The 26274-nt window shown below is 62.0% G+C and carries 18 protein-coding genes; 10 read left to right on the plus strand and 8 right to left on the minus strand.

The features are described 5' to 3' along the window. Positions 1-13: 13 nt before the first annotated feature. The 4 genes from murJ to trxA all read left to right on the plus strand — a co-directional run bounded on the left by murJ (position 14) and on the right by trxA (position 5414). The gene (gene murJ / locus TV39_RS06370) at positions 14-2107 is read left to right on the plus strand and encodes a murein biosynthesis integral membrane protein MurJ (RefSeq protein ID WP_043479771.1); all 2094 of its coding nucleotides are present in this window, start codon (positions 14-16) and stop codon (positions 2105-2107) included. A 166-nt stretch (positions 2108-2273) separates the two neighbouring features. Continuing rightward, complete coding sequence (locus tag TV39_RS06375) at positions 2274-3887, plus strand: ABC transporter substrate-binding protein (RefSeq protein WP_043479773.1); 1614 nt, start codon at positions 2274-2276, stop codon at positions 3885-3887. 206 nt (positions 3888-4093) lie between these two features. Then, positions 4094-5050 (plus strand): thioredoxin-disulfide reductase, encoded by a 957-nt coding sequence (gene trxB, locus TV39_RS06380; RefSeq protein ID WP_043479775.1) that lies wholly within the window; start codon positions 4094-4096, stop codon positions 5048-5050. 37 nt (positions 5051-5087) lie between these two features. Beyond that, positions 5088-5414: a thioredoxin gene (trxA, locus tag TV39_RS06385; protein ID WP_043479779.1), complete on the plus strand. Its 327-nt coding sequence runs from the start codon at positions 5088-5090 to the stop codon at positions 5412-5414. Between the two features lie 6447 nt (positions 5415-11861). Here the strand turns inward: trxA and TV39_RS06390 are convergent. From TV39_RS06390 to rpmH, 8 genes are all read right to left on the minus strand, one after another. After that, positions 11862-13043, minus strand: coding sequence for a ParB/RepB/Spo0J family partition protein (locus TV39_RS06390; protein WP_043479781.1), 1182 nt, complete (start codon positions 13041-13043; stop codon positions 11862-11864). Between the two features lie 65 nt (positions 13044-13108). Continuing rightward, positions 13109-14176, minus strand: a complete 1068-nt coding sequence (locus TV39_RS06395; protein WP_082049536.1) for a ParA family protein — start codon at positions 14174-14176, stop codon at positions 13109-13111. A gap of 87 nt (positions 14177-14263) precedes the next feature. Then, positions 14264-14914, minus strand: coding sequence for a 16S rRNA (guanine(527)-N(7))-methyltransferase RsmG (gene rsmG, locus TV39_RS06400; protein WP_043479783.1), 651 nt, complete (start codon positions 14912-14914; stop codon positions 14264-14266). Positions 14915-14933: 19 nt separating this feature from the next. Then, entirely contained in the window at positions 14934-15500 is a 567-nt protein-coding gene (locus TV39_RS06405; RefSeq protein WP_043479784.1) for a Jag family protein, read from the minus strand. Then, positions 15500-16474 (minus strand): membrane protein insertase YidC, encoded by a 975-nt coding sequence (gene yidC / locus TV39_RS06410; protein WP_043479786.1) that lies wholly within the window; start codon positions 16472-16474, stop codon positions 15500-15502. Before yidC ends, TV39_RS06405 begins: the two co-directional genes overlap by 1 nt. 16 nt (positions 16475-16490) lie before the next feature. Continuing rightward, the gene (gene yidD / locus TV39_RS06415) at positions 16491-16886 is read right to left on the minus strand and encodes a membrane protein insertion efficiency factor YidD (protein WP_043479792.1); all 396 of its coding nucleotides are present in this window, start codon (positions 16884-16886) and stop codon (positions 16491-16493) included. Beyond that, entirely contained in the window at positions 16879-17202 is a 324-nt protein-coding gene (gene rnpA, locus TV39_RS06420; RefSeq protein WP_043479793.1) for a ribonuclease P protein component, read from the minus strand. Before rnpA ends, yidD begins: the two co-directional genes overlap by 8 nt. Before the next feature lie 127 nt (positions 17203-17329). Next, positions 17330-17467, minus strand: a complete 138-nt coding sequence (rpmH, locus tag TV39_RS21600; protein WP_003800212.1) for a 50S ribosomal protein L34 — start codon at positions 17465-17467, stop codon at positions 17330-17332. 469 nt (positions 17468-17936) lie between these two features. Here rpmH and dnaA point away from each other — a divergent pair, with 469 nt between their 5' ends. The 6 genes from dnaA (at position 17937) to gyrB (ending at position 26274) form a co-directional block, all read left to right on the plus strand. Further along, positions 17937-19358 carry a chromosomal replication initiator protein DnaA gene (gene dnaA / locus TV39_RS06425; RefSeq protein ID WP_043479795.1) on the plus strand — a complete coding sequence of 474 codons (1422 nt, stop codon included), beginning with the start codon at positions 17937-17939 and terminating at the stop codon, positions 19356-19358. Positions 19359-19893: 535 nt separating this feature from the next. Next, entirely contained in the window at positions 19894-21018 is a 1125-nt protein-coding gene (dnaN, locus tag TV39_RS06430) for a DNA polymerase III subunit beta (RefSeq protein ID WP_011689873.1), read from the plus strand. 70 nt (positions 21019-21088) lie between these two features. After that, positions 21089-21973 carry a phosphogluconate dehydrogenase (NAD(+)-dependent, decarboxylating) gene (gnd, locus tag TV39_RS06435; RefSeq protein ID WP_043479798.1) on the plus strand — a complete coding sequence of 295 codons (885 nt, stop codon included), beginning with the start codon at positions 21089-21091 and terminating at the stop codon, positions 21971-21973. A 36-nt stretch (positions 21974-22009) separates the two neighbouring features. Beyond that, on the plus strand, positions 22010-23215 hold the full coding sequence (gene recF, locus TV39_RS06440; protein ID WP_043479801.1) for a DNA replication/repair protein RecF: 1206 nt from the start codon (positions 22010-22012) through the stop codon (positions 23213-23215). Then, a complete protein-coding gene (locus TV39_RS06445; protein ID WP_043479803.1) occupies positions 23212-23769 on the plus strand; it encodes a DUF721 domain-containing protein in 558 nt (185 codons plus the stop codon). The genes recF and TV39_RS06445 overlap by 4 nt, the downstream gene beginning before the upstream one ends. Before the next feature lie 414 nt (positions 23770-24183). Further along, positions 24184-26274: a DNA topoisomerase (ATP-hydrolyzing) subunit B gene (gene gyrB, locus TV39_RS06450; RefSeq protein WP_043479804.1), complete on the plus strand. Its 2091-nt coding sequence runs from the start codon at positions 24184-24186 to the stop codon at positions 26272-26274.

Here is a 26274-nt window from a genome sequence, read left to right on the forward strand (position 1 = left end):
GACGATGAAGGCCATGTCAGCAGCTAATCCAGCTTCCCCCGAATCCGGCTCCGCGGATTCCCAGGCCGAATCCAGGACTGTCCAGCACGGAGAAGCCCGTTCCAGCGCCATCATGGCCGCCGGGACCCTGGTCTCCCGTTTCCTGGGCTTCGGCAAGACGTGGATGCTGGGAGCGGCCCTGGGCCTCGGCTCCACGGTCAATGACACCTTCATCAATGCCAACAACCTGCCAAACCTGATCTTCCTGCTGGTGGCCGGCGGAGTCTTCAACGCCGTTTTGGTGCCCCAGATCATCAAAGCCAGCAAGGCACCGGACAGGGGAGCGGACTACATCAGCCGCCTGCTCACCCTGGCTGTCGTGGTACTTCTCAGCCTGACCCTGCTCGTCACCCTGCTGGCTCCCTGGGTCATTGAGCTGACCACGCAGGGCTATTCTCCCGAACAGAAATCGCTGGCGGTCTCTTTCGCGTTCTGGTGCCTGCCCCAGATCTTCTTTTACGGCCTGTATGCCCTCCTGACGCAGGTTTTGAACGCCAACGGGGCATTCGGTCCGGCAATGTGGGCACCGATCCTGAACAACATCGTGGCCATTGCCGGCCTGGGCATGTTCATCTGGATCCTCGGGGCCAACGTCACCAACCCCCACACCCTGGACAACTGGGGACCTACGCAGACGTTCCTCATCGCCGGGTTCTCCACCATCGGCGTGGTGTCCCAGACAGCCATCCTGCTGATACCGGTGTTCCGGCTCCGTCTTGGGCTCCGTCCGAAATTCGGCTGGCGCGGGGTAGGCCTGGGGCAGGCAGCGAAACTGAGCGTGTGGACGCTCCTCACTGCCGCCGTCGGCCAGCTGGCCTTCCTGTACGTCATGCGCATTGCCACCATTCCGGGTACCGAGCGGCTCCGCCTTGAGCGGGCGGGGGACCCGGCAGCAAGCTTCCTGCCCGGCAACGCCGTGCTGGAGGTGGCCAGCCAGCTGTACCTGCTGCCGCACTCCATCATTGCCCTCTCGCTGGCCACGGTGCTGTTCAACCGGATGACCCGGGCATCCCAGGACGGCGACCGGGCAGGACTCCGGGAGGCGCTGTCCCACGGGCTCCGCACCATGGCGGTGGCCACGGTGTTCGGGGCTTTGGCGCTCTTTGCGCTGGCCGGTCCGCTGGGCATGTTCTTCTCCGGCGGCAAGGTGCAGGACGGCGTGATGCTCGCCCAGACGCTCACCATCCTCGCCCTCAGCACACCGTTCATGAGCGCCAACTTCATGATGTCCAGGGTCTTCTATGCCAATGAGGACGCCCGCACTCCCTTCTACATCCAGTTGGTCCTGGCCATCGTGAATGTGGTTGCGGCCTTCTCCATCCAGTTCCTGCCCTTCGACCGGATCATCTTCGCCATCGCGATCCTCTACACGGGCGGCAATATTCTTTCCGTGATTGTGAGCGCTTTCTTCCTCCGCCGCCTCCTGGGGCACCTGGACGGCCCGCGGATCGCCAATTCGTACATCCGGATGGGGTATGCCGCCTTGGGTTCCGCGCTGGCCGGTGCCGTTGCGCTGTGGCTGATGGGCAGCTACAGCGCGGACGGCTTCGCCTGGAGCGGCAGGATCCAGGCCCTGGTGACCATCGTCGTCGTCGGGCCTGTAATGCTCGTGGCGTACCTCCTCCTGCTGAAGCTCTTCCACGTCACGGAACTTCGCGACCTGCTGCAGCCGCTCCTCGGCCGCCTGGGCCGGAGGGCCGCTTCCGCAGCCGCACCGGCGGAGTCCGCCCCCGGTACACCGGCGGGCACCGGTTCCCAGCCGGAACGGACGACGCCGGAGCGAGCCACCGTTTCGGTGGACACCGGGTTGATCCCGCGGATTTCCGGCGAGTTCGACGCAGCGTCGTTCCGTGCGGGACCGCAGGTTGAGGAACCGGTGGCCCACCCCGACGTGCACCAGGGCTCCACCGGCGAATACCTGCCGGCCGAGGAAGAACCCAACACCGCGCGCGGGAGCTTCATGCGCGACGAAATCCCGCTGCCTGGACGCCGGACATTCCAAGGCAGGGCCGGTCGCAACCCGTACTTCAGGGGGCGGTCAGAAAGTCGGCGCCGGAAGAAAAGGTGACATCGCCGCGGTTCACCGCGCCTGTCTCACGCGGCCGTAACGCACCATCGGCTAGGATCAGAAGCTAACTAGGGTAGTAGTTACAGACCAGAAATTAACCGGCTAACCGGCGTATCCGCTGTCGCAGCATTGAGGCGCGGTTCCCCGGACAGTCTAGGAGGAACCCGTGTCCCACCCGATCGATGTTGGATCAGTGCTCGGCGGCCGCTACAAGGTCACCGCCACCGTATTGACCTCACACGACCATGATCTGGTGCTGGATGGCGTTGACCAGGTCCTCAACCGGCCGGTGAGCATCCTGGTGGCGGGTCCGGACAACGCGGAGCAGGTGGCCCAGAGCGCCCGCGAGGTTGCCACCGGGGAGCGGCCCGGAAATGTGCAGATCCTTGACCTTGGCGTCAGCGACTCCACCACCTACCTGATCACCAACCACACGTCAGCTGCCGATCTCCTGGACCTTGTGGTTGCCTCCAATCCGCCCTACGTTGAGCCCTTCTTTACGGACACCCTGGGTAGCGAAATTTTCGGCCACGCGCGGTCCCACGAACCGGAAACATATGACGGCCAATACGACGAAGAAGAGGTTGAAGCCGGCTATATCAACTACGGCAACAACCATCCGGCCGCCCAGGACCGCAAGCAGTCATCTCCGCCCGTTGTACCTCCTGTAGTTCCTCCCCGCGCCGCACCCGTGCGTCCGGCGTCGGCCCCGTCTGTTGGCTCCGCCGGCTCCGGTGCCGGTGCAGCGCGTCCCGGCGGGGCGAGAGGAAACGGGGTAGGAGCTGCAGCCGCCGGTGCGGCCGGTGCAGCGGGTCTTGCTGCCGGAGCGGCCGCTGCGGGCAGGGACTCCAAAAGTCCTTCCACCGCGCCGCAGGCCACGACGCCGCAGCAGGCTGTCCACAACGGCGGGCGGGACACCGAAGCCATCAATACGCAGGCTCCCGCTGCCGAATCCCCCAAAGTGTCCCTGTGGGAAGATAACGACTACGAACACCCCGAGGAGGAGGCCCCCTCAACCGGGCCGGCCAGGACCGCCCGGGAGCGGATGGCAGCCACATTCCCGGCCTTCGCCGGTGGCGGCCGCGGCGACGAAACTGACGAATACTACGACGACGAAGAGCCGCCGGAGCGCGAGCCGCGGTCCATGCGCTGGCTCGTGGGTGGGCTGCTGGCCGCCGTCCTCGTGGTGGGTTTGATCTTCGCCGTTTCCAACCTCGGAAGCCTGTTCAAGAGCGAACCCCAGACCAATCCCGCTCCGGGGAACTCCAGCAACACGTCCCAGCCGCAGACCACCGGAGCGCCGACAGCCACCGAGTCCTCAGCTCCCGTGGCGGGTCCGCCGGCCGTCGAAGGAGTCTCCCGGCTGGGCAACTTTGATTTTGCCGCAACGTACGACGGTGACCTTTCCAAGACGTTCGACGGCAACGGGGCCAGTTACTGGTCGGACATGGAGTTCGCCACCGACAACTGGGGCGGTCTTGCTCCTGATGTTTCCCTCGTAGTGAAGCTGAAGAGTCCCTCGAAAGTTTCGTCCATCACGCTCAGCCAGCTCGGCGGCAGCGGCGGCAACATCAGCGTCCTGACGAATGATCGCCCCTCGCTGGAAGGCGCCAAGCAGGTGGGAACCAACAGCTTCACGTCACCGGACCTGACCATGCCGCTTTCCGAGCCGGTCACGGCGCAGTACGTGATCGTGTCCATCAAGAACCTCCCCAAGCTGGCCGCACCGAAGACCCGCTTCGGCTACGGCCTCCGCCTCGCCGAGATCAAGGTTCAGTAGCCCCCTGACCCCCTGCAGGAACAGACCCTAGAGACCCTCGAGGCCCGGTAACACGGTGTCTCCCGCCCCGGCAAGACGGTACCCTGAGTGGTGGCGTCTTGTTGGCCTCCGTCCATGCCCGGAATATTCAGGATCAACAATGGGTTGTGCCATGTGGCCGGCCAGCAAAAGCAGGCGCATCGACAAAGGAAGAGGTTCACCGTTCAGTGAGCAACGCAGAAAACACCGCGTCCCAGGTACGTGATGTCATCATCGTCGGCTCCGGCCCTGCAGGCTACACGGCCGCAGTTTATACGGCGCGAGCCAACCTGAAGCCGCTGCTCCTTGCCGGTTCCGTCACTGCCGGCGGGGAACTGATGAACACCACCGACGTGGAAAACTACCCCGGTTTCCCTGAAGGCATCATGGGTCCTGACCTCATGGAGAACTTCGAAAAGCAGGCCGCCCGCTTCGGCACGGAAATCCAGTTCGAGGACGTCACCGCGTTGGATCTCGACGGCGACATCAAGACGGTCACCATCGCAACGGGGGAGACCTTCCAGTCCCGCGCCGTTATCCTGTCCACCGGATCGGCGTACCGCGAGCTTGGTCTTCCCAATGAAAAGCGACTCTCCGGCCACGGCGTTAGCTGGTGTGCAACCTGCGACGGTTTCTTTTTCAAGGACCAGGACATTGCAGTGATCGGCGGCGGAGACTCAGCCATGGAGGAGGCGCTGTTCCTCACCAAGTTCGCCAAGTCCGTCACCGTGGTGCACCGCCGGGACACGCTCAGGGCGTCCAAGATCATGGCCGACCGTGCCCAGGCCCACGAGAAGATCAACTTTGTCTGGAACACGGCCGTCGAGGATGTCCTCGGCGGAGAGAAGGTCACCGGACTGAAGTTGAAGAACCTCGTTGACGGCACCGAGTCCGAACTCGCCGTAACTGGCGTCTTCGTGGCCATCGGAAACGATCCGCGCACCGACCTCATCAAGGACACTCTGGAACTCACGCCAGAGGGCACCATTGCCGTTGAGGGCCGCAGCTCCAGGACGAGCGTCAAGGGCGTGTTCGCCGCCGGCGACGTTGTTGATCCCACGTACCGCCAGGCCATTACCGCTTCCGGCTCGGGCTGCGTCGCAGCTATCGATGTGGAGCACTACCTCGCAGACTTCCACGCCTAAACAGCGCACTATTGATCCGAAGGGAAACAACAAGGTTATGAGCAACGCAAAAGACGTAACGGATGCAAGCTTCAGCGCGGATGTACTGTCGGCCGACAAGCCGGTCATCGTGGATTTCTGGGCTGAGTGGTGCGGTCCCTGCCGCAAGCTGGGCCCCATCCTGGACGAGATCTCTGTTGAGTACAGCGAGAAGGTCAATGTGGTCAAGGTAAACGTTGACGACAACCCTGCCATCGCAGCCGAGTACGGCATCACCTCCATTCCCGCCGTCTACCTGTTCCAGGGCGGCGAGGTGAAGAACACCGTTATTGGCGCCAAGCCTAAGCAGTTCTTCGAGAAGGAATTTGCGGACGTCCTGTCCTAGCTTGAGGACCGCCTAGGCGGTTCACGTGCTAACCGGGGATCCGGTTAGCTAGAAGCGGTGGCCACCCCTCTCATAAGGAGGGCTGGCCGCCGCTTTTCGTATGTAGTGGCCGGTTGATACTGAGGGGCAGTCAGTTCGGCTGGAACCAGGGCAGCGACCTGTCCGGACCCAGGCGCCGGCGTCGTTGCCATTCCTGTAAGCAACCTTCCTGGGATGTTTTGCAGTTCTATCTTGTCCCAGTCTGGCCAGGCTTTGAATGGAGTATTTTCTCTAGCTTGGGGTAGTCCAATCCGCCTTTGGAATCACCGGGCCGTCTCCGGACCGGGACGTAACGGGGTTGTGATGGGCGCTGGCATGACGTTGCGCGCGGCGGGACAGCGCTGGTTGCGGGCAACGAGCAACGCGGGCGACAACGTGACCCGTACGGCAGGCACCGGGCACTCACTTACTGACTGGATAGGCTGTTACAGCCCCCCCCCGGTGAGCGGTTCCCGGCACCAAGGTGCGGGCTGGCTCCTTTCCCCACCGTGTAGAGCCCAATGAGGGGAGCGGTGCCGCACAACGGGATGCAGCGGAATGAAGCGGCCGCGTGTCCCATGGCGCCATCTCCTTGGCTGCGGCAAGGTCGCTTCAGGAGCTCATCGCGGCTGGTGCCGATTTAAGGGTGCTAATCATTCGCCTGCGCACCTTGGTTTCACGTGAAACGTCGGACCAACCACGCCCTTAGCGAAGGCGCGCCCTGCGGATCGTCTGCGACCACGGCCTAATCCCAAAGACAACAGACCTCAATGGACCCCTTCCTGCAGGCCTGCAGGACGGACAGAGATCCTCTTGGGAAGGACCGTGAGGGGGCGAGGGAACGGTATCGTGGTATTTTCGTGGCGCTCTGGTGAGTGTTCCTCCCTCCCATGTTTCACGTGAAACGTACTCAGGGTGGAAATGGGGTGCGCTCCAAATATGGCTAAGGCACATCACTCGTGCCGTATTCCGTCCATAAATTGAAGGCCGCCCTTAGCTGTACCTCTCTATCTGTGCGCAAGAGGCAGAAGCCACGATGGCGGCACAACAAGGTGCACTGCGAGTCGAACAGCATAATCCTCCCTGCGGTGATGGTTTGTCTTATTTGCCCACAGGTCGACGCAGCCGTTCTCGAAGCCGGCTAACCATCCCGGCAAACTCTCACCAGTCAAAGTAACCAGGACCGAGAGACAGCCAGATTCGTATGTAGACCTTCCCTCATGACGCATGCGCCAGGGGGATACCTGTCCGAACCACAAGTCGCGATCCGGGCATGCCGGTATCAAAGCCAGTCAGTGTCGGAGCCTGCCCGTAGCCCTTCGGGACGTTCGCGAGTGCTACCGGTGGTGATTTAGCAGTGACTCTTCCTGTTCTCACCCTCACGCGCACCGGGCCTCCAGACAACGCCCCTCGTGGACTCGGCCTCACTCTACGCGAACACCCCAGTCTAAATATAAAATCCCGGAGTACGCGCGGACTTCTGGCCTGGTTGACTCTGTAGCCCGCAAGTCCGCAAGCTCACCTGATCACTAGCCCCTAGGGGGGGGGTGGCGACCATTCCAACAATTCTGCATGAACGATCCTTCGATGACCTTCTTGGAGACTTGAAGGGTCACACTGCACTGCCGTGTTTCACGTGAAACATCGCCATTGGATTGCTCGCTCCATGGTGAGCCCTGGCTGCCTCCAAGGGGTGCCCAGCAGGAGTTATCTCCTTCGTTCGAAACACCCCACGAATGCTCGCCTAGTATCCGCCTAGCCAATCTTCTTACGCCGGTGGATCAGATCACTGAGAATAGCCGAAATGTCTGCCGGACCAGTAGGTCGATGACTGCTCCGGTCCATGTACCTCATATTGAAAGTCTTCACGGGCCGCCCCATCTACGCCGGCAGAGTGGGGGAGTCAGCATAAGTTCTCTAATCAGACGAATTGGCTTGGCTTCCCAGCGGGACCGGATTCGATGACTGCCAGCGCAGACCGCCCTCCCATGCCTGACAGCTCTGGACGCCCCCGAGGAGATGGCCCAGGTCCGGCACATCAGCTTGGCTCAGGTTCCCCGTATTCCATCCGTTCAATGACTAGCAGATGTGGCGGGACGTCACCGGAGACCACCGCCGTCCCTTCAGAGGAAAGCCTCTAAGAGTCATGCGGCTAAGCGAACCTCTAGCCAGCCTGGACTCACCGCCAATAGACGACTCACGCCACAGACTCCTGTATACGTTTCACGTGAAACATCGGCGATGCGTCCCGCAATGACCGCTCCATCAGGACCCGGAACCAACCGAGAGGAGGTGCATGCACATCCGCCCGTCGCGTACTCCAGCAGCATAGGAACCGCTCCTGCCGCCTACGCCGACCCGATGCGGGGCAACGCCTATGCAGTCACAGCATCGCAGCAGCAAGGTTCGACAGGGGGTCAACGACAAGTTCCCGTCGAGATCTTTCGTAACTGCTACCTGGGAGCTGACACCTAGTTATTTGTGCTCTCCCAGCCCCCGCCCGTAGGAATATGCACCTCCAGCAACACACGAGTACCAAGGGCGGACCAAGCAGAGCATAGAGCTTCTGGACACCAGCCGGAAATAGCAACTCCATCCCTCGGCCCACAGGTCACCAGGGCAACCACCTAGCGGTACTTCCAGTGACCACCGCGAGGCACCGCTCTCAGTGTTTGGCACCAAGCACGCCCCTGTTTCCTGGCACAAGTCCGGTCCTGGATCGTGGGTTCGACGACGCCCAGAGGCATGTCGCCGGGCACGTGAGTGGCCGACTACCCTCTGTCACCGCGGTATCTACGAGCAACGCTTCGCCCAAGCGAGCGGGCTGGCACAATGCAGTACGGGCCAGCCTGCGAAGAGGGCTCAGCCGCAGTGCTGGTCCTGCGCGAACTCAGCGAACCCGTCGCTTAGCAACCAACCCAGGAGGTGACCTCCCGGACGCTGTGCCAATGAATCTACGTCACCAGACAAACGCCCTATGCGCCGCCCAGCAGCAGCCGCTCCTGACGATTCGGGATGTGCCGGCCGATCATCGGGACGGCTGGCACAACGGTCAACCCTAACCCGTCATATGGCCCGTCTGTCTGACCGACAGCCACCTTCGGCGAGCCCCAAAAGAACACCGGCTGACGGCGGAGTGAGAAGGCCGGACCGGCATCAAGGTAGACCCACAGTCCCTAAATTCCAGCCAGGCTGGGAGATTCCACGAAGAATATCCCGCCGCGCTAACGCCCCATCCAGCCAGCATCGGAGCAAGCTCCATAGGTACAAGAGCGTCTCCCAGATCGTGGCCGGTGATCTGCCCCTCGGACTGGACTAGGGAACTTTTGCGATGATGCCAGCACCCCCAAAATAGGCGAGATCTCGGGGACGTCGTCAAAGGAAGGTTGGATCGGACTGTCCTGCATAGTCCGAAAAATAGCACCAGCCGGGCAGTTCGTTTCGTCTTCCTTGCCTGGTTCGGCCACGGTTGTCCCCACCCGTTGAGCATTTCTCCACAGAAGTTTTCCACAGGCTTGTCCACAGCCGTCGACGATATCAACACTTCGTGACTTTGAACATATTCTCCACGTCCGACCGCAGCGGTCGCCATGTGGCGCGTGTCACTTACTGCGGTCCGAGTGAAGGATGCCTTCTGGACCCTCTATGCATTACCCAAATAGGCGTCTTTTGGTGTTATTCGCGGGAATTTACCCGATGAGCCCCCCGTTTATGGGACAGGAGACAGAGATCTGCGATGTTTCACGTGAAACGAACCCCCGCGGCCAATTGAGAGCGTCGCTACTTGCGATGGTGCCGCGGTCTCAATCCACACCAAGGACTCAATCGGCGCCAATTTGTCCACAAAGTTATCCACAGAGATATCCACCTTGTTATGCACTCCTTATCCACGGATCCACACCGCACCCGATGCCGCGACCCGAAGCCTCAAGGGTCGTGGGGAGGGTGTCTCCACGCCACGACAGGGGGACTGCCCGAAGTGAACGCAGCCAGTTCCAACTTCGGAAAGCGAAGACCTTGCGGCCGTCGACTATGCGGAGTAGCTTCGGCTGCACCTGACGCCCACCAAGATGCCAGCTCTGCACTGCGCCGAACACCATCTCCCAGTCCTTTCTGGAATGCCGGCGGGTAGACCGCCGGGACGCCGGGTCGTTGGCGGTTGTGAATCGGCGGAGAGCATCTGCCACGAAGCCCCACATGCACATGGTTCCTGCCTGTGTAGGGCTGGTGCCTCACCTGTCAGCCGGCACATGGTCCAGAGCACATTTGCCTGAGCCGTCGAATCTCCAGCTGGATGGGCTCTTGCTGAGTCTCCTGGTCCGTTCGAGTTGATGCCGTGCCGTCTGAGGAACGCACGACACATAAGCCCAGAAAGCTGTACAGTCCCAAACAGGCGGCAGTTGGCGCCACTCGGGATGTCGTAGCGTCTGGCTTCTTACCTTGGTGACTCAGTTCCCCGAACCACGTCAGGCCCCCAGGGTAGGCCAGAAGAGTCCGATGGGTGCCTGCGCTGTAGAAAGACCCGCCGATTGGTGCGCATGTTCCGGCACTCTGTGGAGCCGATCGAAAAACCACGCCAGGGGGAACCAAAGAACCCCGGCAAAAGCGGAACCGCCCACGGAGCGGTGGTCACGGACGTCGCGCAACCTCACGGATGCCCAAGGCCACATCCCGACGCATTCCAGTTACTACACATGTCCACTCACCCGGGAGGATCCATTCATCCAAGAAGCCTCTCCGGTATCCACGGGCTCATGGCCGGAACGCTGTATGTCGGTTTTTCCTCTAGAACTGCACCCATCCACCGGCCGACGAATGAGCCAAGCTGATCAAGTTGCCGTTGGACTGGGGACGCTCCACCACGCGGGCCTATCCCAAGGCCTTGTGAGCCTGTCCATCATGATCCATAAATATGACTTTATCTAACCAATGATCGCTTGGTTTCACGTGAAACATTGGCGGCTCGTTCCCGGGTGCGACGGCAGCTCGTCCGCATAATTGTCTTGATGCCGGGGATCGCGCCGTTCTGGGGGAGCAAAAGAGCACCGGCCGATGGCCTGCGCACCACTGGCCGGGTTTGAAGCGAGCAGCAACACCGGTAACATCTGGCCTGGACTGATGATCCTGCTCGGGCCGATTTCCGAGCGTATGAGCATAAGCCAGAAGGGCGGGGACTGGCGGCCCCGAAACTCAGACTCGTACTGAACGGGGGTTCCGCATGGAGTCAGCCGGGCGATGGGTAACCCAGTAACCAGCGTCCTTCAGCTGCCACGCAGCCGTGCTGAAGGTGACGGTGATGTTTGATGCCTAACCAGGCGAACCCCGTAAGAGCGTCCCAGCCGAGCCACAAGCAGGCTAACAGGGTCGCGCAGAGCGACGGGGCACACCGCGAGGACCCACCACGCGGCCCTAGTGCGGTAGTTTCACGTGAAACATCCCGTGAGCCAGCCCGGTACTGGCAGCCTGGTACTGGCGCCGGCCAAAGAGGGCCCCTTACGGGCAACGATTGAGCCGCCGGATGTTTGGGGGATCCCGTCGTACAAAAGCGACGGGGGATTGGCGCGACATGCGTAGCGGGGCGCACAAAGCCAACCCGCCTCATCAAGATGGACCGAACCGCCCAACCACAACCACCTCATCCCCGACAGGTGGGTCGGAGGCCACCACCCAAAGAGCAATCGACGACCGGAGTCCAGTAGTTCAACTTCACCCCGCCAAGAGACACCTGCTGCCCATCAGGAATTCCACGCACTTTGGCACTGTAACCACCCCCTGCCGATGAACGTGACTAAACGGGATCAACTCAACCGGACCGCGGCGGCCGAATCGACAAAGGACGTCCGTTTAGGCCGAACCAACAAGCCATAGGGTACAGAGCTGCACCATAGTGGATTACGCACGGTGACCGGTGAAGCTATCCACCTCCGCCCTTTAGGTCACGCCGCCGACAACAGGCACGCATTCGGCCCGTCGGCATAGTCGGTACCACGCAAGTAGGGACCCGCACGGGTACAGGCCATCCTCGCTGGCACCAAGGGGGGACGTCCGTTACCCCGCGCCCCCTAGGGGCCAACTGCAGTCCAGGGGCCCAATCCACGCGCTAGCTGCCCGTCCCCGCCCCAGGAGCCACGTCGACGCCCCACGGCGCTCGTACCGTCTGCGAGGAAACCCGCGCGGCGCCTCCAAACGATCCGAAAACCACGCAAAAGCGGCCTAGGCACAATCCCTTTCACCACCAAGTCACACCAATTCAGCGGATGGGCCGGACACAGGATCCCCAAACTAACGTCCCAGGCGATTATGGCTTGCGGGAACACTCCCGATGCCCGAGGCGAGGGGGCGCAGCACCCGTAAGGAGTACACAGCTGTCTGGACACAACAAAGGGGACCTGTTTCACGTGAAACAAGCCCCCTCGTTCTGCTAAATATCTAGTTCTCAGAACCGGGCGTCAAAACTTCCATAATCCGGTTCAGGTCCTCAACGCTGGCGAACTCGATACTGACGCGGCCCTTCCGGGCACCAAGAGAGATCTTCACGTTGGTATCGAGCCGATCCGACAGGGAGGACGCGAGGTAATCCAGGCGTTCGTGACGAGCACCAGGGCGGGGAACGTTACTCTTGGCCGGCGTGCCCGGGCTCTGGTACAGGGTGACGGCTTCTTCGGTTGCACGAACCGACATTCCCTCAGCGACGATCTTCTGCGCCAGGCGTTCCATCGCCGCTGCATCGGGAAGAGCAAGCAGGGCGCGAGCATGGCCAGCGGACAAAACGCTCGCGGCAACGCGCCGCTGCACCAACGGCGGCAGCTTGAGCAGGCGCAGCGTGTTCGACACCTGGGGCCGCGACCGGCCGATGCGGTCGGCAAGTTGTTCATGCGTTGTACCGAAGTCCTCGAGCAGCTGCTGGTACGCGGCCGCTTCTTCCAGAGGGTTCAGCTGGCTGCGGTGAAGGTTTTCGAGAAGGGCGTCCCGAAGGAGGTCATCATCAGTGGTGTCCCTGACAATTGCAGGGATGGTTTCCAGCCCCGCGGCCTGTACTGCCCGCCAGCGACGCTCACCCATAACAAGCTCAAAGGGTTCGCCACCCTTTTCGGTTGAAGTACGCACCACAATTGGCTGGAGGACGCCTATTTCACGGACAGAGTGAATGAGCTCCGCCATGTCGTCTTCATCGAAGACGGACCGAGGCTGTTTGCGGTTCGGGTGGATGTCACCAACTGGGATTTCCGCAAACCGGACGCCGGGGACTTCCACCAGTTCCGGTCCGGCGTCGGAGGCCCCCGCCGCTGATGCAGAAACGTCGGGGCGCTCCTCGGACGACTCAGTGCCTGTCTGCTTGGCAGCCGACTTGGCCGCAGGTTTCCGGGTCGGAGGCTTGGGCTCCGACGGCGTGGTAGCGCCGGCGGACTTCCTGGGTGCCGGTGCTGCCGGAGGAGCTGTGTCCTCCTCGAGGGGAATGGCGGGGACTGCGGTAGCGGTCTTCCGGGCCTCAGGAAAGAACAGGTCCACTGGGCGTGAAGGCGCTGCGCCGTTTCCGGATGCGTTAGCCGGAGCGGAACTTGGAATGAGTGCGCCAAGACCACGGCCGAGGCCGCGTCGCTTATCGCTCATGGATAAATCCCTCCAATGGAAGAGCCCGGCAGATCCGGCTCTGGCTAGTGCAATTGTTGAAAATTCTAACGTTCAGCGATTTCCGCTGCGGCTTCCAGATAGGAGAGTGCACCGCTGGAGGACGGATCGTAAGTCATCACAGTCTGCTGGTAACTGGGTGCTTCCGAGATTCTGACCGACCGTGGTACCACGGCACCGAGAACTTGTTCCGGGAAGTGTTGACGGACCTCTGCAGCCACCTGCGCGGCAAGGTTTGTACGACCGTCGTACATGGTCAGGAGAATGGTGGAAACTACCAGCTCGGCATTGAGGTGCTTCTGGATCATCTCGATGTTCTTCAACAGCTGGCTAAGACCTTCCAGGGCGTAGTACTCGCACTGGATGGGAATCAGGACCTCGCTGGCGGCGCAGAAGGCATTGACCGTCAGGAGGCCCAGGCTCGGCGGGCAGTCAATGAAGATGTAATCGAGACGCGCCTCGCCGGCCTTCTGGCGTTCCTTGGCATAGACGTCAATCGCGCGGCGGAGGCGCTGTTCCCTGGCAACTAGGGAAACGAGCTCGATTTCCGCGCCGGCCAGATGGATCGTGGCGGGGGCACAAATCAGGTTTGCAATGTCCGGGCACTGGGCCACAACGTCCTTGAGGGGGACGTCGTTGATCAGGACGTCATAGATGCTGTCAACATCTGCGTGATGTTCGATGCCCAGGGCCGTTGAGGCGTTGCCCTGGGGATCAATGTCTATGACCAGGACGTTTAGCCCGGCAGCAGCGAGTGCGGCTGCAATGTTGACCGTCGTGGTTGTTTTGCCGACCCCGCCCTTTTGGTTCGAGACGGTGAAGACACGGGTCTTTTCCGGCTTCGGAAGCTGGCGGCCGATCAACCGTTCACGGCGTTTGTTTTCGTGGGCCAGTTCGCGGGCGATGGGGCTCGAGTCGTCAATGGAGTCCATGATGTTCCCGCTGGCCGGTCCGGCAGTTTCACGTGAAACCGCGGCCGACTTGGAACGATTTGCAACCGAATTCAGGTGATTCCACGAGTCAGTCGGCGCAATTGAGGGCGCGACCATAGCCCGCGCGGACCCCAGGGACACGAACGGGGGTATCCGCTGTGTGGAGGCTTCGCTACTGGTCACTGTGACACACTCACTCTCATTCGGCTTTTTCTGCCGTTCACTAGCCTAACCGCTTCCCCCAAAAGTCCCGCGGCACCGGGCCAGCGGCTAGGCAATCTTTTGCGACTTATTAACGATGATTCGGACTACTGTGGTGGGCTCCTCGAGGAGGTCTTCTCCGACTACCACCACAGATGTCTGAACGCCGCCGAGCTTGCGGATGGCTTTGGCCGCCTTCTCAATCTCTTCTCCGGCGCTGCGTCCCTTGATGGCCACCACCTCGCCCTTGCCCGCGAGCAGGGGGATGGTCAACCCGGCCAGGTTGGACAATGCGGACACCGCACGGGCAGTGACGACATCGGCATTCACCATACCCACGGCAAGTTCAGCTCGGGTGCGCATCACCGTGACATTGGTCAGTCCGAGGTCGTCCACCACCTCCTGCAGCCAGATCACGCGACGTTCCAGCGGCTCAATCAGCGTCAGTTCCAGGTCAGGGCGTGCTATTGCGAGGCATAGACCCGGCAGCCCGGCACCACTCCCAACGTCCGCAACGTGGCTGCCCTGGGCAATCTCACGCTCGATGACGGCGCAATTCAAGACGTGGCGGCTCCAAAGCCTCGGCACTTCGCGGGGGCCGATCAGGCCCCGCTCGGTACCGGACGTGGCCAGGTGTTCGACGTAGCGCTTGGCCAGTTCCAGGCGATCACCAAAGATCGCCTCGGCCGCCTTGAGCTCCGCGGCAGTAATGTCAACCATTGTCGGCGTCCCGGCGTCTTCAGTCTGCGGAAACAACGATGTGCCTCCCGGCACCTTCGCCTTCGGATTCGCTAACGAAACCCAGATCGGCCACAGCGTCGTGGACAATCTTCCGTTCGTACGCACTCATCGGTTCCAGCGCCACTGCGTTACCGGACTCCTTCACGGAGGCGACTGCATCCTCAGCGATCTTCTGCAGGTGCCCTGCGCGCTCCTGGCGGTATCCGTTGATGTCCAGGACCAGGCGGGAGCGGTTCTCGGTGGCGGACAGTACCGACAGGCGGGTCAGCTCCTGCAGGGCCTCCAGCACTTCCCCGTCGCGGCCAACAAGGCTTTCAAGCCCGGCTGACTCTTCCTCGGCCACGATGGAAATGTAGGTCCGTCCGTTCCGGACCTCGATGTCGATGTCGCCGTCGATGTCGGCGATGTCCAGCAGTTCCTCGAGGTAGTCTGCTGCGACGTCGCCTTCTTCTTCCAGCCGGCTTGCAGAGGAACCCTTGCCAGCATCCTGGATCTCGTCCTGGGCGTCGTCCTGGTCTTCAATGGCCTCGGCGGAAACGGCGTTTTCGGTGCTATCGACAGACATTACTTCTTCTTCCTGTTCTTGCGTTGTGGCTGGATGCGCTGGCTCTTGGCCTCGGCAACCGCGGCGGCAGCGGCAGCTTCAGCCTCGACGTCGGCCTTCTTGCCTCCCAGGATGGGCAGGGCCGGAAGGCCCTTGGCGGCACGGCGCTCGGCGAGGGCCTTGGCGGCGGGGGATCCCGGCGTCGGCATGCGGCGGATGACGAAGAACTGCTGTCCCATGGTCCAGAGGTTGGTGGTGGTCCAGTAAATGAGGACACCGATGGGGAAGTTGATGCCACCCACGCCAAAGACAATCGGCAGGATGTAGAGCATCATCTTCTGCTGGCGCATGAACGGGCTGGCCATGGCCTCTTCGGACATGTTCTTGGCCATGATCTGCTTCTGCGTGATGAACTGCGACGCCGTCATGGCAAGGATCATCACGATCGAGAGGATCCAGACGGCGGTCTGGTTGCCCGCGCCGCCGTGCAGGAGGGAAGCCGAAAGCGTGGCCCCGAAGATGCTGGAATCGTCGAACTGCACAACCTGCTCGTGGCTCATCGCCCCGATACCGGCGCCTTTGGTACGGGCCGCGGTGATTCCCGAAAGAACCTGGAACAGTGCGAAGAAGAAGGGCATCTGGATCAGCATGGGCAGGCAGGCCGAGAACGGGTTGGTGCCATGCTTCTTGTACATGGCCATCTGTTCCTGCGCCATGGCCTGGCGGGACAGCTGGTCTGTCTTGCCCTTGTACTTGTCCTGCAGCTTCTTCAGGTCCGGCTGCAGGAGCTGCATGCCGCGCTGGGCCTTGATCTGCTTGACGAACACGGGGATCAGGGCAGCACGGATCACCAGCACCAGCCCGATGATGGACAGCGTCCACGTCCAGCCGTTGGCAGCCGGCAGGCCAATGGCACTCAGGCCTTCGTGGAAGCCCACCATGATGACTGACACCAGCCACTTGAACGGAAACATGATTGTTTCAAAGAAGTCCATACGATATCCCTATTCGTTAGGCCGCAGAGCGGCCTTCTCCATCAGACTGTGCAGCCAGGTACTTGTCCGGGTTGTTCAGTACAACAATTGTGGGGGTCTGGCTTTCAGGCCAGTGGCGGTGGCCGGCGGGGACGTGGTCCACACCACCGGCGTTCCAAGGATGGCAGCGCAGCAGGCGCCGGGCCGCGAGCCAGCTTCCCTTCACGGCACCGTGCACCGTGATTGCTTCGAGGGCGTACGCCGAGCACGAAGGAAAGAAGCGGCAGACCTGTCCGTACAAGGGCGAAATCACCTTGCGGTAGGTCATCAGCAGCAGAATGAGAAAGTTGCGGGGCAGGTTCCAGAGCGTCCTGCCAACGAGGACCGCTGTTGGTTTTAGGAAGCGGACGACGGCGGCAATGGGGTTACGCACGCGGTGTCCCTTCCTGTGTTGTTTCCCGTGAAACCGCTGACGCGGCCCGAGGAAGGCGGCCGCCCAGCCGTTTCATGGTCGTTTCCAGAGCGGCGTTGTAGTCTGCCAGCAGTTGGTCCCAGCTGGCAGACGCGGCCGCAGGCAGTGCCCGGACCACAATGGCGAACCCGGTACCGTATTCCTGCAACGACAAAGCGCCGGCTTCCCTCAGTCTCCTCTTAACGAGGTTCCTGACAACAGCGTTCCCAACACTCTTGGAAACGATGAATCCGATCCGGCTTGGTTCGTCAGCAGCAATAGCTACCGTATATAACACTACGTTCCGGCGTCCATTGCGGACGCGAACGTACAGTTGTTGAAAAATCGGTTGGGGTCCTCAGACGGTTCCTGGTGGCTAGCACCTTTAAACTCGCAAAGGGATGTTGACCGACGAGTCAGTGTATTTAGGCCGACAGTTCGGTGCGGCCCTTGCCACGACGGGCTGCCAGGATGGCACGGCCGGCACGGGTACGCATACGAAGGCGGAAGCCGTGCTTCTTGGCTCGACGGCGGTTATTCGGCTGAAAAGTCCGCTTGCTCACGTTAGTTACTCCAGTGGATCAAAGGTGCGCCCACCCGATCAAAAAGGGGAAGAACTGGCCGACGCTAAGTTTTGTATGTGCACACGCTGCCCTCGGCTCGTAGGACGCAGAACGTCAGAGAGATTCAAATGAGGTCGAAAAGCGGACACAAAGGACTTCACAACGTTAGGCCAAAAAGCGTCGCGTAGTCAAACCGGGTGGGTCTTCACCACCCTCCGGCCGTTGTGGTTAACCTCTGCCCACAGCCTGTGGATGAAGTGGCTCACAAGGCGCGATTTCGAACCACAACGGTGTAATTATCCACAAGCCTGTACCCAGCTATCTTCTAGGCTTTTCATCCCCTAGAGTGGCTCAGTAGCCGATTATCCACGCTCTGTGCATAACCCTGTGGATTAAGCCGGAACCAGACCCCTGGTTCAGGACTTGTGGCTGCAGGTAATGCAGGCAAGCAAGTTTGAGGAACTGATTGATGACAGTAGACGAAGCCAACCACGCGAATACTGTCGGAAGTTCCTGGCGGCGGGTTGTGAGTCTTCTGGAGCAGGACCACCGGGTTTCACCCCGGCAGCGCGGCTTCGTAATCCTCGCCCAGGCGCAGGGCCTGATCGGCTCAACCCTCCTGGTGGCAGTGCCCAACGAACTCACCCGCGAAGTGCTCCAGACCCAGGTCAAGGAAGCCCTCGACGACGCCCTGCACAACGTCTTCTCCGACGACATTCGCTGCGCCATCGATGTGGACACGGATCTGGTTCCCCTCCACACCGAGCCCGAACCCGCCGTCGAACTTTCCCTCGCTACTGATCCCACCGTGGAGCAGAAGCCGCAGCCCATGCTGCCGAGTACCTCCCACGAATTCGGCCGGCTCAACCCGAAGTATGTCTTCGACACGTTTGTGATCGGTTCGTCGAACCGGTTCGCGCACGCGGCGGCCGTCGCCGTTGCCGAGGCGCCGGCCAAGGCCTACAACCCGCTGTTCATCTACGGTGATTCGGGTCTGGGAAAGACCCACCTGCTGCACGCGATCGGGCACTACGCCCGCCGCCTCTACAGCGGCATCCGGGTCCGCTACGTGAACTCCGAAGAATTCACTAACGACTTCATCAACTCCATCCGGGACGATGAGGGCACCAGCTTCAAGACCACGTACCGCAACGTGGACGTCCTGCTGATCGACGACATCCAGTTCCTGGCCGGCAAGGACCGCACGCTGGAGGAGTTCTTCCACACGTTCAACGCGCTCCACAACAACAACAAGCAGGTGGTCATCACCTCCGACCAGCCGCCCAAGCTGCTCGCCGGGTTCGAGGACCGGATGAAGTCCCGCTTCGAGTGGGGCCTGCTGACCGACATCCAGCCGCCGGAACTGGAAACGCGCATCGCGATCCTCCGCAAGAAGGCCCTCAGCGAAGGCCTCTCCGCACCGGACGACGCCCTGGAGTACATCGCATCCAAGATCTCCAGCAACATCCGTGAACTCGAAGGCGCACTCATCCGTGTCACCGCGTTCGCCAGCCTGAACCGGCAGCCGGTGGACGTTGCCCTCGCCGAAATGGTCCTCAAGGACCTCATCACGGACGACGGCGCCCAGGAGATCACTTCGGCGCAGATCCTGACGCAGACGGCAGACTACTTCAAGCTCAGCATGGAGGAACTCTGCAGCAAGTCCCGGACCCGCACCCTGGTGACGGCGCGGCAGATCGCCATGTACCTGTGCCGCGAGCTGACCGACATGTCACTCCCCAAGATCGGACAGGAGCTCGGCGGCCGCGACCACACCACGGTGATCCACGCAGACCGCAAGATCCGCGAACTGATGGCCGAGCGTCGTGTGATCTACAACCAGGTGACGGAGCTGACCAACCGCATCAAGCAGCAGCAGCGGGATTCCTAAGCCGGGCTTCCGCCCCGCCTCCTTACCTTATTAACAGGCACATGTGGATAAGCCTGTGGATAGTTAAGGGGACAACCACGGTTAATGGGCTTAAAACCCTTAAGGCATCTGTGGATCAGCGAAACGGCCGAAAAAGTTGTCCCCATCCACACCCTGTTTAAAACCTGCTTCGCCCACAACGGATGAACAGGGCTTAACCGCGGAACCGCACCGTGAAACAGGGTTATCCACAGTTTCCACAGCAGTTATTAACACTACTAATCCCAAAAAATTGAAATTCCCTCAAACAACAATCTCGTTCCCCGCCGCACAGAGCCTCGTGGCCTCGGCCCCGAGGGGCCTCCGGGCCGGCCGGGGATGGGGAAATCCTCAATCTTCCGGCTAAGCTGTCAGCAGCGCTCCCATCCTTGGGTCTGTTTGTGGTTCAGCAAGCGCGGACCATGCAGGTTCCGGTGTCCGGGGGCAAGGTTTTTTGAACTCCCTGTGGGGTTCCCGTTGAGAAAATGGCAGCAGCAATGAAAGGCGGCACCCTTCCGTGAAGTTCAGAGTCGAACGGGACGTCCTGGCAGAAGCCGTTACATGGACCGCCCGGTCGTTGTCTCCGCGGCCGCCGGTTCCGGTGCTCTCCGGACTCCTCCTCAAGGCCGAAGCCGGCACCGTCAGCCTCTCGAGCTTCGACTACGAAACGTCGGCCCGCCTTGAGATCCCGGCCGACATCAGCGTTGAGGGCACCATCCTGGTTTCCGGTCGGCTCCTCGCGGACATCTGCCGCAGCCTGCCATCTGCTCCTGTCGACGTTGAGACCGACGGCAACAAAGTCACACTCACCTGCCGCCGCAGCAGCTTCCACCTGGCCACCATGCCTGAGGCCGAATACCCGCCGCTGCCTGCGCTGCCCACCATCAGCGGAACCGTCCCGGGCGATTCCTTCGCCCAGGCCGTCTCCCAGGTGATCATCGCTGCCAGCAAGGACGACACGCTGCCGATCCTCACCGGCGTCCGGATGGAAATCGAGGACGACCTCATCACCCTGCTGGCCACGGACCGCTATCGCCTGGCCATGCGCGAAGTGCCCTGGAAGCCTGTCACCCCCGGGATTTCCACCAGTGCCCTGGTGAAGGCCAAAACCCTCAACGAAGTTGCTAAAACGCTGGGCAACAGCGGCGACATCAACCTTGCCCTGGCCGACGACGACAGCCGGCTCATCGGCTTCGAAAGCGGCGGCCGCACCACAACGTCCCTGTTGGTGGACGGCGACTACCCGAAGATCCGTTCGCTGTTCCCGGACGCCACCCCGATCCACGCCACCGTGCAGACCCAGGAACTGGTCGAAGCGGTCCGGCGTGTGTCCCTGGTTGCCGAGCGCAATACCCCGGTCCGGCTGGCATTCACCGACGGCCAGCTTCACCTCGACGCCGGCACAGGCGAGGACGCCCAGGCTTCGGAAGAGCTCGAAGCCCAGCTGACAGGTGATGAAATCACGGTTGCGTTCAACCCGCACTACCTCATCGAGGGCCTGAGCGTCATCGAAACCAAGTTCGTCCGGTTCTCCTTTACCACGGCACCGAAGCCGGCCATGATCACGGCACAGGTCGATGCCGACGGTGAAGACCAGGACGACTACCGGTACTTGGTCATGCCGGTGCGCCTGCCCAACTAGGTAGCAGCCCGCCCGGTCGGGTTCACCACCGCAGCCCCCCACCTCACCAGCGCAGAAAAGAGTTCCTACCGTGCACATCGGACTGATCGGCCTTGGCAAAATGGGTTTCAACATGCGCGAAAGGCTGCGCAAGGGAGGCGTCGAAGTTACCGGCTTCGACCGCAACCCCGACGTCACCGACGTGGCCACGGTGGACGAACTCATCGCAGCTGTTCCCGCTCCGCGCGTCATCTGGGTCATGGTGCCCGCCGGCGAGATCACCGATGCCGTAATCACCGAGCTGGGTTCCAAGCTCGACGCAGGCGACCTGGTGATTGACGGCGGCAACTCCCGCTTCACGGAAGACCAGAAACACGGCGCCGCGCTGGCTGAAAAGGGCATCCGCTTCGCGGACTGCGGCGTATCCGGCGGAGTCTGGGGCCTGCAGAACGGTTACGGACTGATGGCCGGCGGAGATGCAGCCGACATCGAGCGGGCAATGCCGGCTTTTGACGCACTCCGCCCCGAAGGCGACCGGGCGGACAGCTTTGTCCACGTGGGCGGTATCGGCGCGGGCCACTACGCCAAGATGGTGCACAACGGCATCGAGTACGGGCTCATGCAGGCATATGCAGAGGGCTACGAACTGCTGGCGGCAAAGGACATTGTCACCGACCTGCCGGGAACCTTCCGCGCCTGGCAGAAGGGAACGGTTGTGCGTTCCTGGCTGCTGGACCTTATGGTCAAAGCCCTGGACGAGGACCCGGGCCTGGCCTCAATCGACGACTACGTCGAGGATTCCGGTGAAGGCCGCTGGACTGTTGAAGAGGCAATCGCCAATGCGGTTCCGGCGCCGGCCATTACAGCGGCGTTGTTTGCGCGGTTCTCGTCCCGCGAGGACAACTCTCCGGCCATGAAGATGGTGTCCGCGCTGCGCCATCAGTTTGGCGGGCATGCCACCCGTCCGGCCAAGTAGCGGCAATCCGAGCAGTCCGGGAATCCTGAAGACGGCGTGTACCTAGAAAAGCTTTCGCTGACCGATTTTCGCAGTTATGCCCAGGTGGACCTCACCCTCGAACCCGGGGTGACGGTGCTCGTGGGGTACAACGGCATTGGCAAAACCAACCTCATGGAAGCCATCGGGTACCTGGCCACGCTCAGCTCGCACCGCGTCAGTTCGGATGCTCCGCTGCTGCGTTTCGGCACCGAGCGCGCGCTGATCAGGGCCAAGCTGGTCCGCGGCGAGCAGTCCACCGTGCTGGAGTTGGAAATCAACGGAAGCCGCGCCAACCGCGGGCGTATCAACCGCAGCAACCCCGTTCGTGCCCGCGACATCCTTGGTATCTGCCAGACGGTGCTTTTTGCGCCTGAAGACCTTGCCCTGGTGAAGGGGGACCCGTCCAACCGCCGCCGTTTCCTCGACGAGTTGCTGGTCAGCCTCACACCGCGCCATTCAGCCACGCGGACTGATTACGACCGCGTCCTCAAGCAGCGCAACGCCCTCCTGAAATCCGGCCGGACCGGGAAGTTCACCGCCGGGCACGAGGCAACCCTCGATGTCTGGGACCAGCACATGGCCAGGGCCGGTGCGGAGCTGCTGCATGCCCGGCTGGAACTTGTGGAACGGATCAGGCCGCACCTTGCGAAGGCGTATGCCCAACTCACCGACGGGTCCAAAGCGGCGGATGCGATCTACCGGTCCACGCTCCAGGGCATGATGGACGACGACGGCGCCGGCGCGGGCTACACGGCGGAACCCGCCGCCGTCGAACGCGTTGAGGACCTCCGGTTACTGTCCGTCGATGAACTTACCCAGCGCTATGTGCAGGCCTTTGCTGCGTCCCGCCGCAAGGAACTGGAACGGGGCATTTCCCTCGTGGGTCCGCACCGCGACGACGTCGAACTCATCCTCGGCGAGGCGCCGGCGAAGGGATATGCCTCCCACGGCGAAACGTGGTCCATGTGCCTTTCCCTGCGGCTCGCGTCCTACTACGTGATGCTCGACGACGCCCGCACCGGCGGCTCCGCCCCGATCCTCATCCTGGACGATGTGTTCGCCGAACTGGACGTCCAGCGGCGGCGTAAACTGGCGGCAATAGTATCCGGTGCCGAACAGGTGCTGGTGACTGCCGCCGTCGACGCCGATATTCCGGACGAGTTGGCCGGGCGGCGGGTGAAGGTGGTCCCCGGAGGAATCGATGAGTCGGAATCCCGATGAATAAAGACGCTGGTGGCCTGCAGCCGGGCCGCGACCCCGACGACATCGACGCTGCCCAGGCGGCGCTCAACCGGATGCGCGAGGCGGCCGCCGCCCGCGGCGAAATCCGCCGCAAGGCTCCGCTTCCCGGCGGCGCAGCCAAGAAGCCGGGGCGCAGCGGCGCCGGAACCCGGGGTTTCACCCAGTTCCACGGCACGGGCCGGGACCCGCTGGGCCTGGGCAAAGTGGTGGGGCGGCTGGTGGCCGAACGGGGCTGGACGTCACCGGTTGCGGTCGGTTCCGTCATGGCGGAGTGGGGAACCCTGGTGGGTCCGGAAATTTCGGCGCACTGCACCCCGGAGAGCTTCACCGACACCACGCTCCATGTGCGCTGCGATTCCACGGCGTGGGCCACCCAGCTGCGCCTGCTCAGCTTCAGCCTCCTGGAGAAGTTCCGGACCGAACTGGGCGAGGGCGTAGTCACCAAGATCCAGGTCCTCGGACCGGCGGCCCCGAGTTGGCGGAAGGGCGGGCGGACAGTCAACGGCCGCGGCCCGCGGGACACGTACGGATAACGCCGCGGATCCTGACGGCCGGTGCGATCCCGGCCGTCGCCGGGCCGGACTCTTGAAAAATGGCCAAACGGCGTGTAGGGCGCTCTAACGCCCCTTGGCCGTATAGGAACCCAGAGACCGGACCCCTGGAGCCTTGCAGGCGCGGCCAATGGCCTGCCAGCAGCATATTCCCGCGCGTTTACGGGCCTGGAATGCGGGATTACGCTCTCCAGCACGGTAGAATCGTGATAGATAACTGGGCGCCGGTGAAACGTTGACTGAGTCCGTTTTCCGGCGCTTTTCCTGCAGCCGGGGCACGGTTCCGCCAGCCAACGAAGTAAGCGGCGTTATCAGTGACGTGCCTGTTGGCAGGAGCCTCTTCTATCGGAGACGGTGACGGCCGGCCATACGAATACAGAGGAGTCGAAAGCGCCTGTGGCTAACGACAATGCAGATATCCCGGCAGTGGAACCCGCAGCTGAGGATGCCCGTACACCCGATGCGCCGGCGGAGGCAGCCGAACGCAAGGGATACGGTGCGAGCGACATCACCGTCCTTGAAGGACTTGAAGCTGTTCGGAAACGTCCCGGCATGTACATCGGTTCCACCGGACCCCGCGGACTCCACCACCTTGTGTACGAAGTGGTGGACAACTCCGTAGATGAAGCCCTCGCCGGGTATTGCACCCACATTGAGGTTGTTCTGCAGGCGGACGGCGGCGTCAAAGTAGTTGACGATGGCCGCGGCATCCCGGTGGACATGCACCCCACCGAGCACAAGCCCACCGTTGAGGTTGTCATGACCATCCTGCACGCCGGTGGAAAGTTCGGCGGTGGCGGGTATGCCGTCTCCGGCGGCCTCCACGGCGTGGGCATTTCCGTAGTCAACGCGCTTTCCAGCCGCGTGGACACCGAAGTGCGGCGCCAGGGCCACGTCTGGCGGATGTCCTTCGCCGACGGCGGCAAGCCCCAGGGCAGCCTGGTCAAGGGTGAAGAGACGGACCAGACGGGCACAACGCAAACGTTCTATCCTGATGCCAGCATTTTCGAGAGCACGGAATTCGACTTCGAGACGCTGCGCGCCCGCTTCCAGCAGATGGCCTTCCTCAACAAGGGCCTGCGCATCACGCTGACCGATGAGCGCAGTGTTCCACAGGAATCGCCCGAGGACGGCGACCTGGACCTGGACGCCGTTCCCACCGAAGGTGAAGTCGCCGCCGAATACCGGACCGTGGTGTACCAGTACGACGACGGCCTGCTTGACTACGTGAAGCACTTGAACTCCGGCAAGAAGGTTGACGTGGTCCACGAGGACGTCATCGCCTTCGAAACCGAGGACAAGGACCGGAAGATCGCCCTGGAAATGGCGATGCAGTGGACCAACGCGTACTCCGAGAGCGTCCACACCTACGCCAACACCATCAATACGCACGAGGGTGGCACCCACGAAGAGGGCTTCCGCGCCGCCATGACGTCGCTCATCAACCGCTATGCGCGCGAGAAGAACATCATCAAGGAAAAAGACGACAACCTCACGGGTGATGACATCCGTGAAGGCCTCACCGCCGTCATTTCCGTGAAGCTGGCCGAGCCGCAGTTCGAAGGCCAGACCAAGACCAAACTGGGCAACTCCGAGGTTAAGGGCTTCGTCCAGCGCGTAGTCACCGATGGCCTGGGCGACTGGCTGGAGCGCAATCCCGGCCCGGCCCGCGACGTTATCCGCAAAGCGATTTCCGCAGCGCAGGCCCGCATGGCGGCCCGTAAGGCCCGCGATAACGCACGCCGCAAGAGCCCGCTGGAGTCCTTCGGCATGCCGGGCAAGCTGTCAGACTGCTCCTCCAAGGACCCGGAAAAGTGCGAGGTCTACATCGTGGAGGGTGACTCCGCCGGTGGTTCGGCCAAGCGGGGCCGCAATCCGGAAACGCAGGCCATCCTTCCGCTGCGCGGCAAGATCCTGAACGTTGAGCGGGCGCGGCTGGACAAGGCCCTGGGCAACAACGAGGTCCAGTCCATGATCACCGCGTTCGGTACGGGCATCGGCGAGGACTTCGACCTCGCCAAGCTGCGCTACCACAAGATCGTGCTCATGGCCGATGCCGACGTGGACGGCCAGCACATCACCACGCTGCTGATGACCCTGCTGTTCCGCTACATGCGCCCGCTGATTGAAAACGGTTATGTATACCTGGCCCAGCCGCCGCTGTACCGGATCAAATGGTCCAACGCTCCGCACGATTACGTCTACAGCGACCGCGAACGCGACGCGCGTCTTGTGGCCGGCCAGGCCGCAGGACGCCGCATTCCGAAGGACAACGGCATCCAGCGGTACAAGGGCCTTGGCGAGATGGACTACACGGAACTGTGGGACACCACCATGGATCCGGACCACCGGACACTGCTGCAGGTCACCATGGACGACGCCCTGGCGGCCGACCAGATCTTCACCGTGCTGATGGGCGAGGACGTTGAATCACGCCGAAACTTCATTCAGCAAAACGCCAAGGATGTCAGGTTCCTGGATATCTAA

Source organism: Arthrobacter sp. SPG23 (assembly GCF_000876655.1).
Lineage (GTDB): Bacteria > Actinomycetota > Actinomycetes > Actinomycetales > Micrococcaceae > Arthrobacter.

Bases quoted from the DNA above. Each gene is read 5' to 3' on its own strand.
- rsmG (WP_043479783.1), bottom strand. From the start codon at position 14,914: ATGGTTGACATTACTGCCGCGGAGCTCAAGGCGGCCGAGGCGATCTTT.
- dnaA (WP_043479795.1), top strand. From the start codon at position 17,937: ATGACAGTAGACGAAGCCAACCACGCGAATACTGTCGGAAGTTCCTGG.
- trxA (WP_043479779.1), top strand. From the start codon at position 5,088: ATGAGCAACGCAAAAGACGTAACGGATGCAAGCTTCAGCGCGGATGTA.
- yidC (WP_043479786.1), bottom strand. From the start codon at position 16,474: ATGGACTTCTTTGAAACAATCATGTTTCCGTTCAAGTGGCTGGTGTCA.
- TV39_RS06445 (WP_043479803.1), top strand. From the start codon at position 23,212: ATGAATAAAGACGCTGGTGGCCTGCAGCCGGGCCGCGACCCCGACGAC.
- murJ (WP_043479771.1), top strand. From the start codon at position 14: ATGTCAGCAGCTAATCCAGCTTCCCCCGAATCCGGCTCCGCGGATTCC.
- TV39_RS06405 (WP_043479784.1), bottom strand. From the start codon at position 15,500: ATGTCTGTCGATAGCACCGAAAACGCCGTTTCCGCCGAGGCCATTGAA.
- TV39_RS06390 (WP_043479781.1), bottom strand. From the start codon at position 13,043: ATGAGCGATAAGCGACGCGGCCTCGGCCGTGGTCTTGGCGCACTCATT.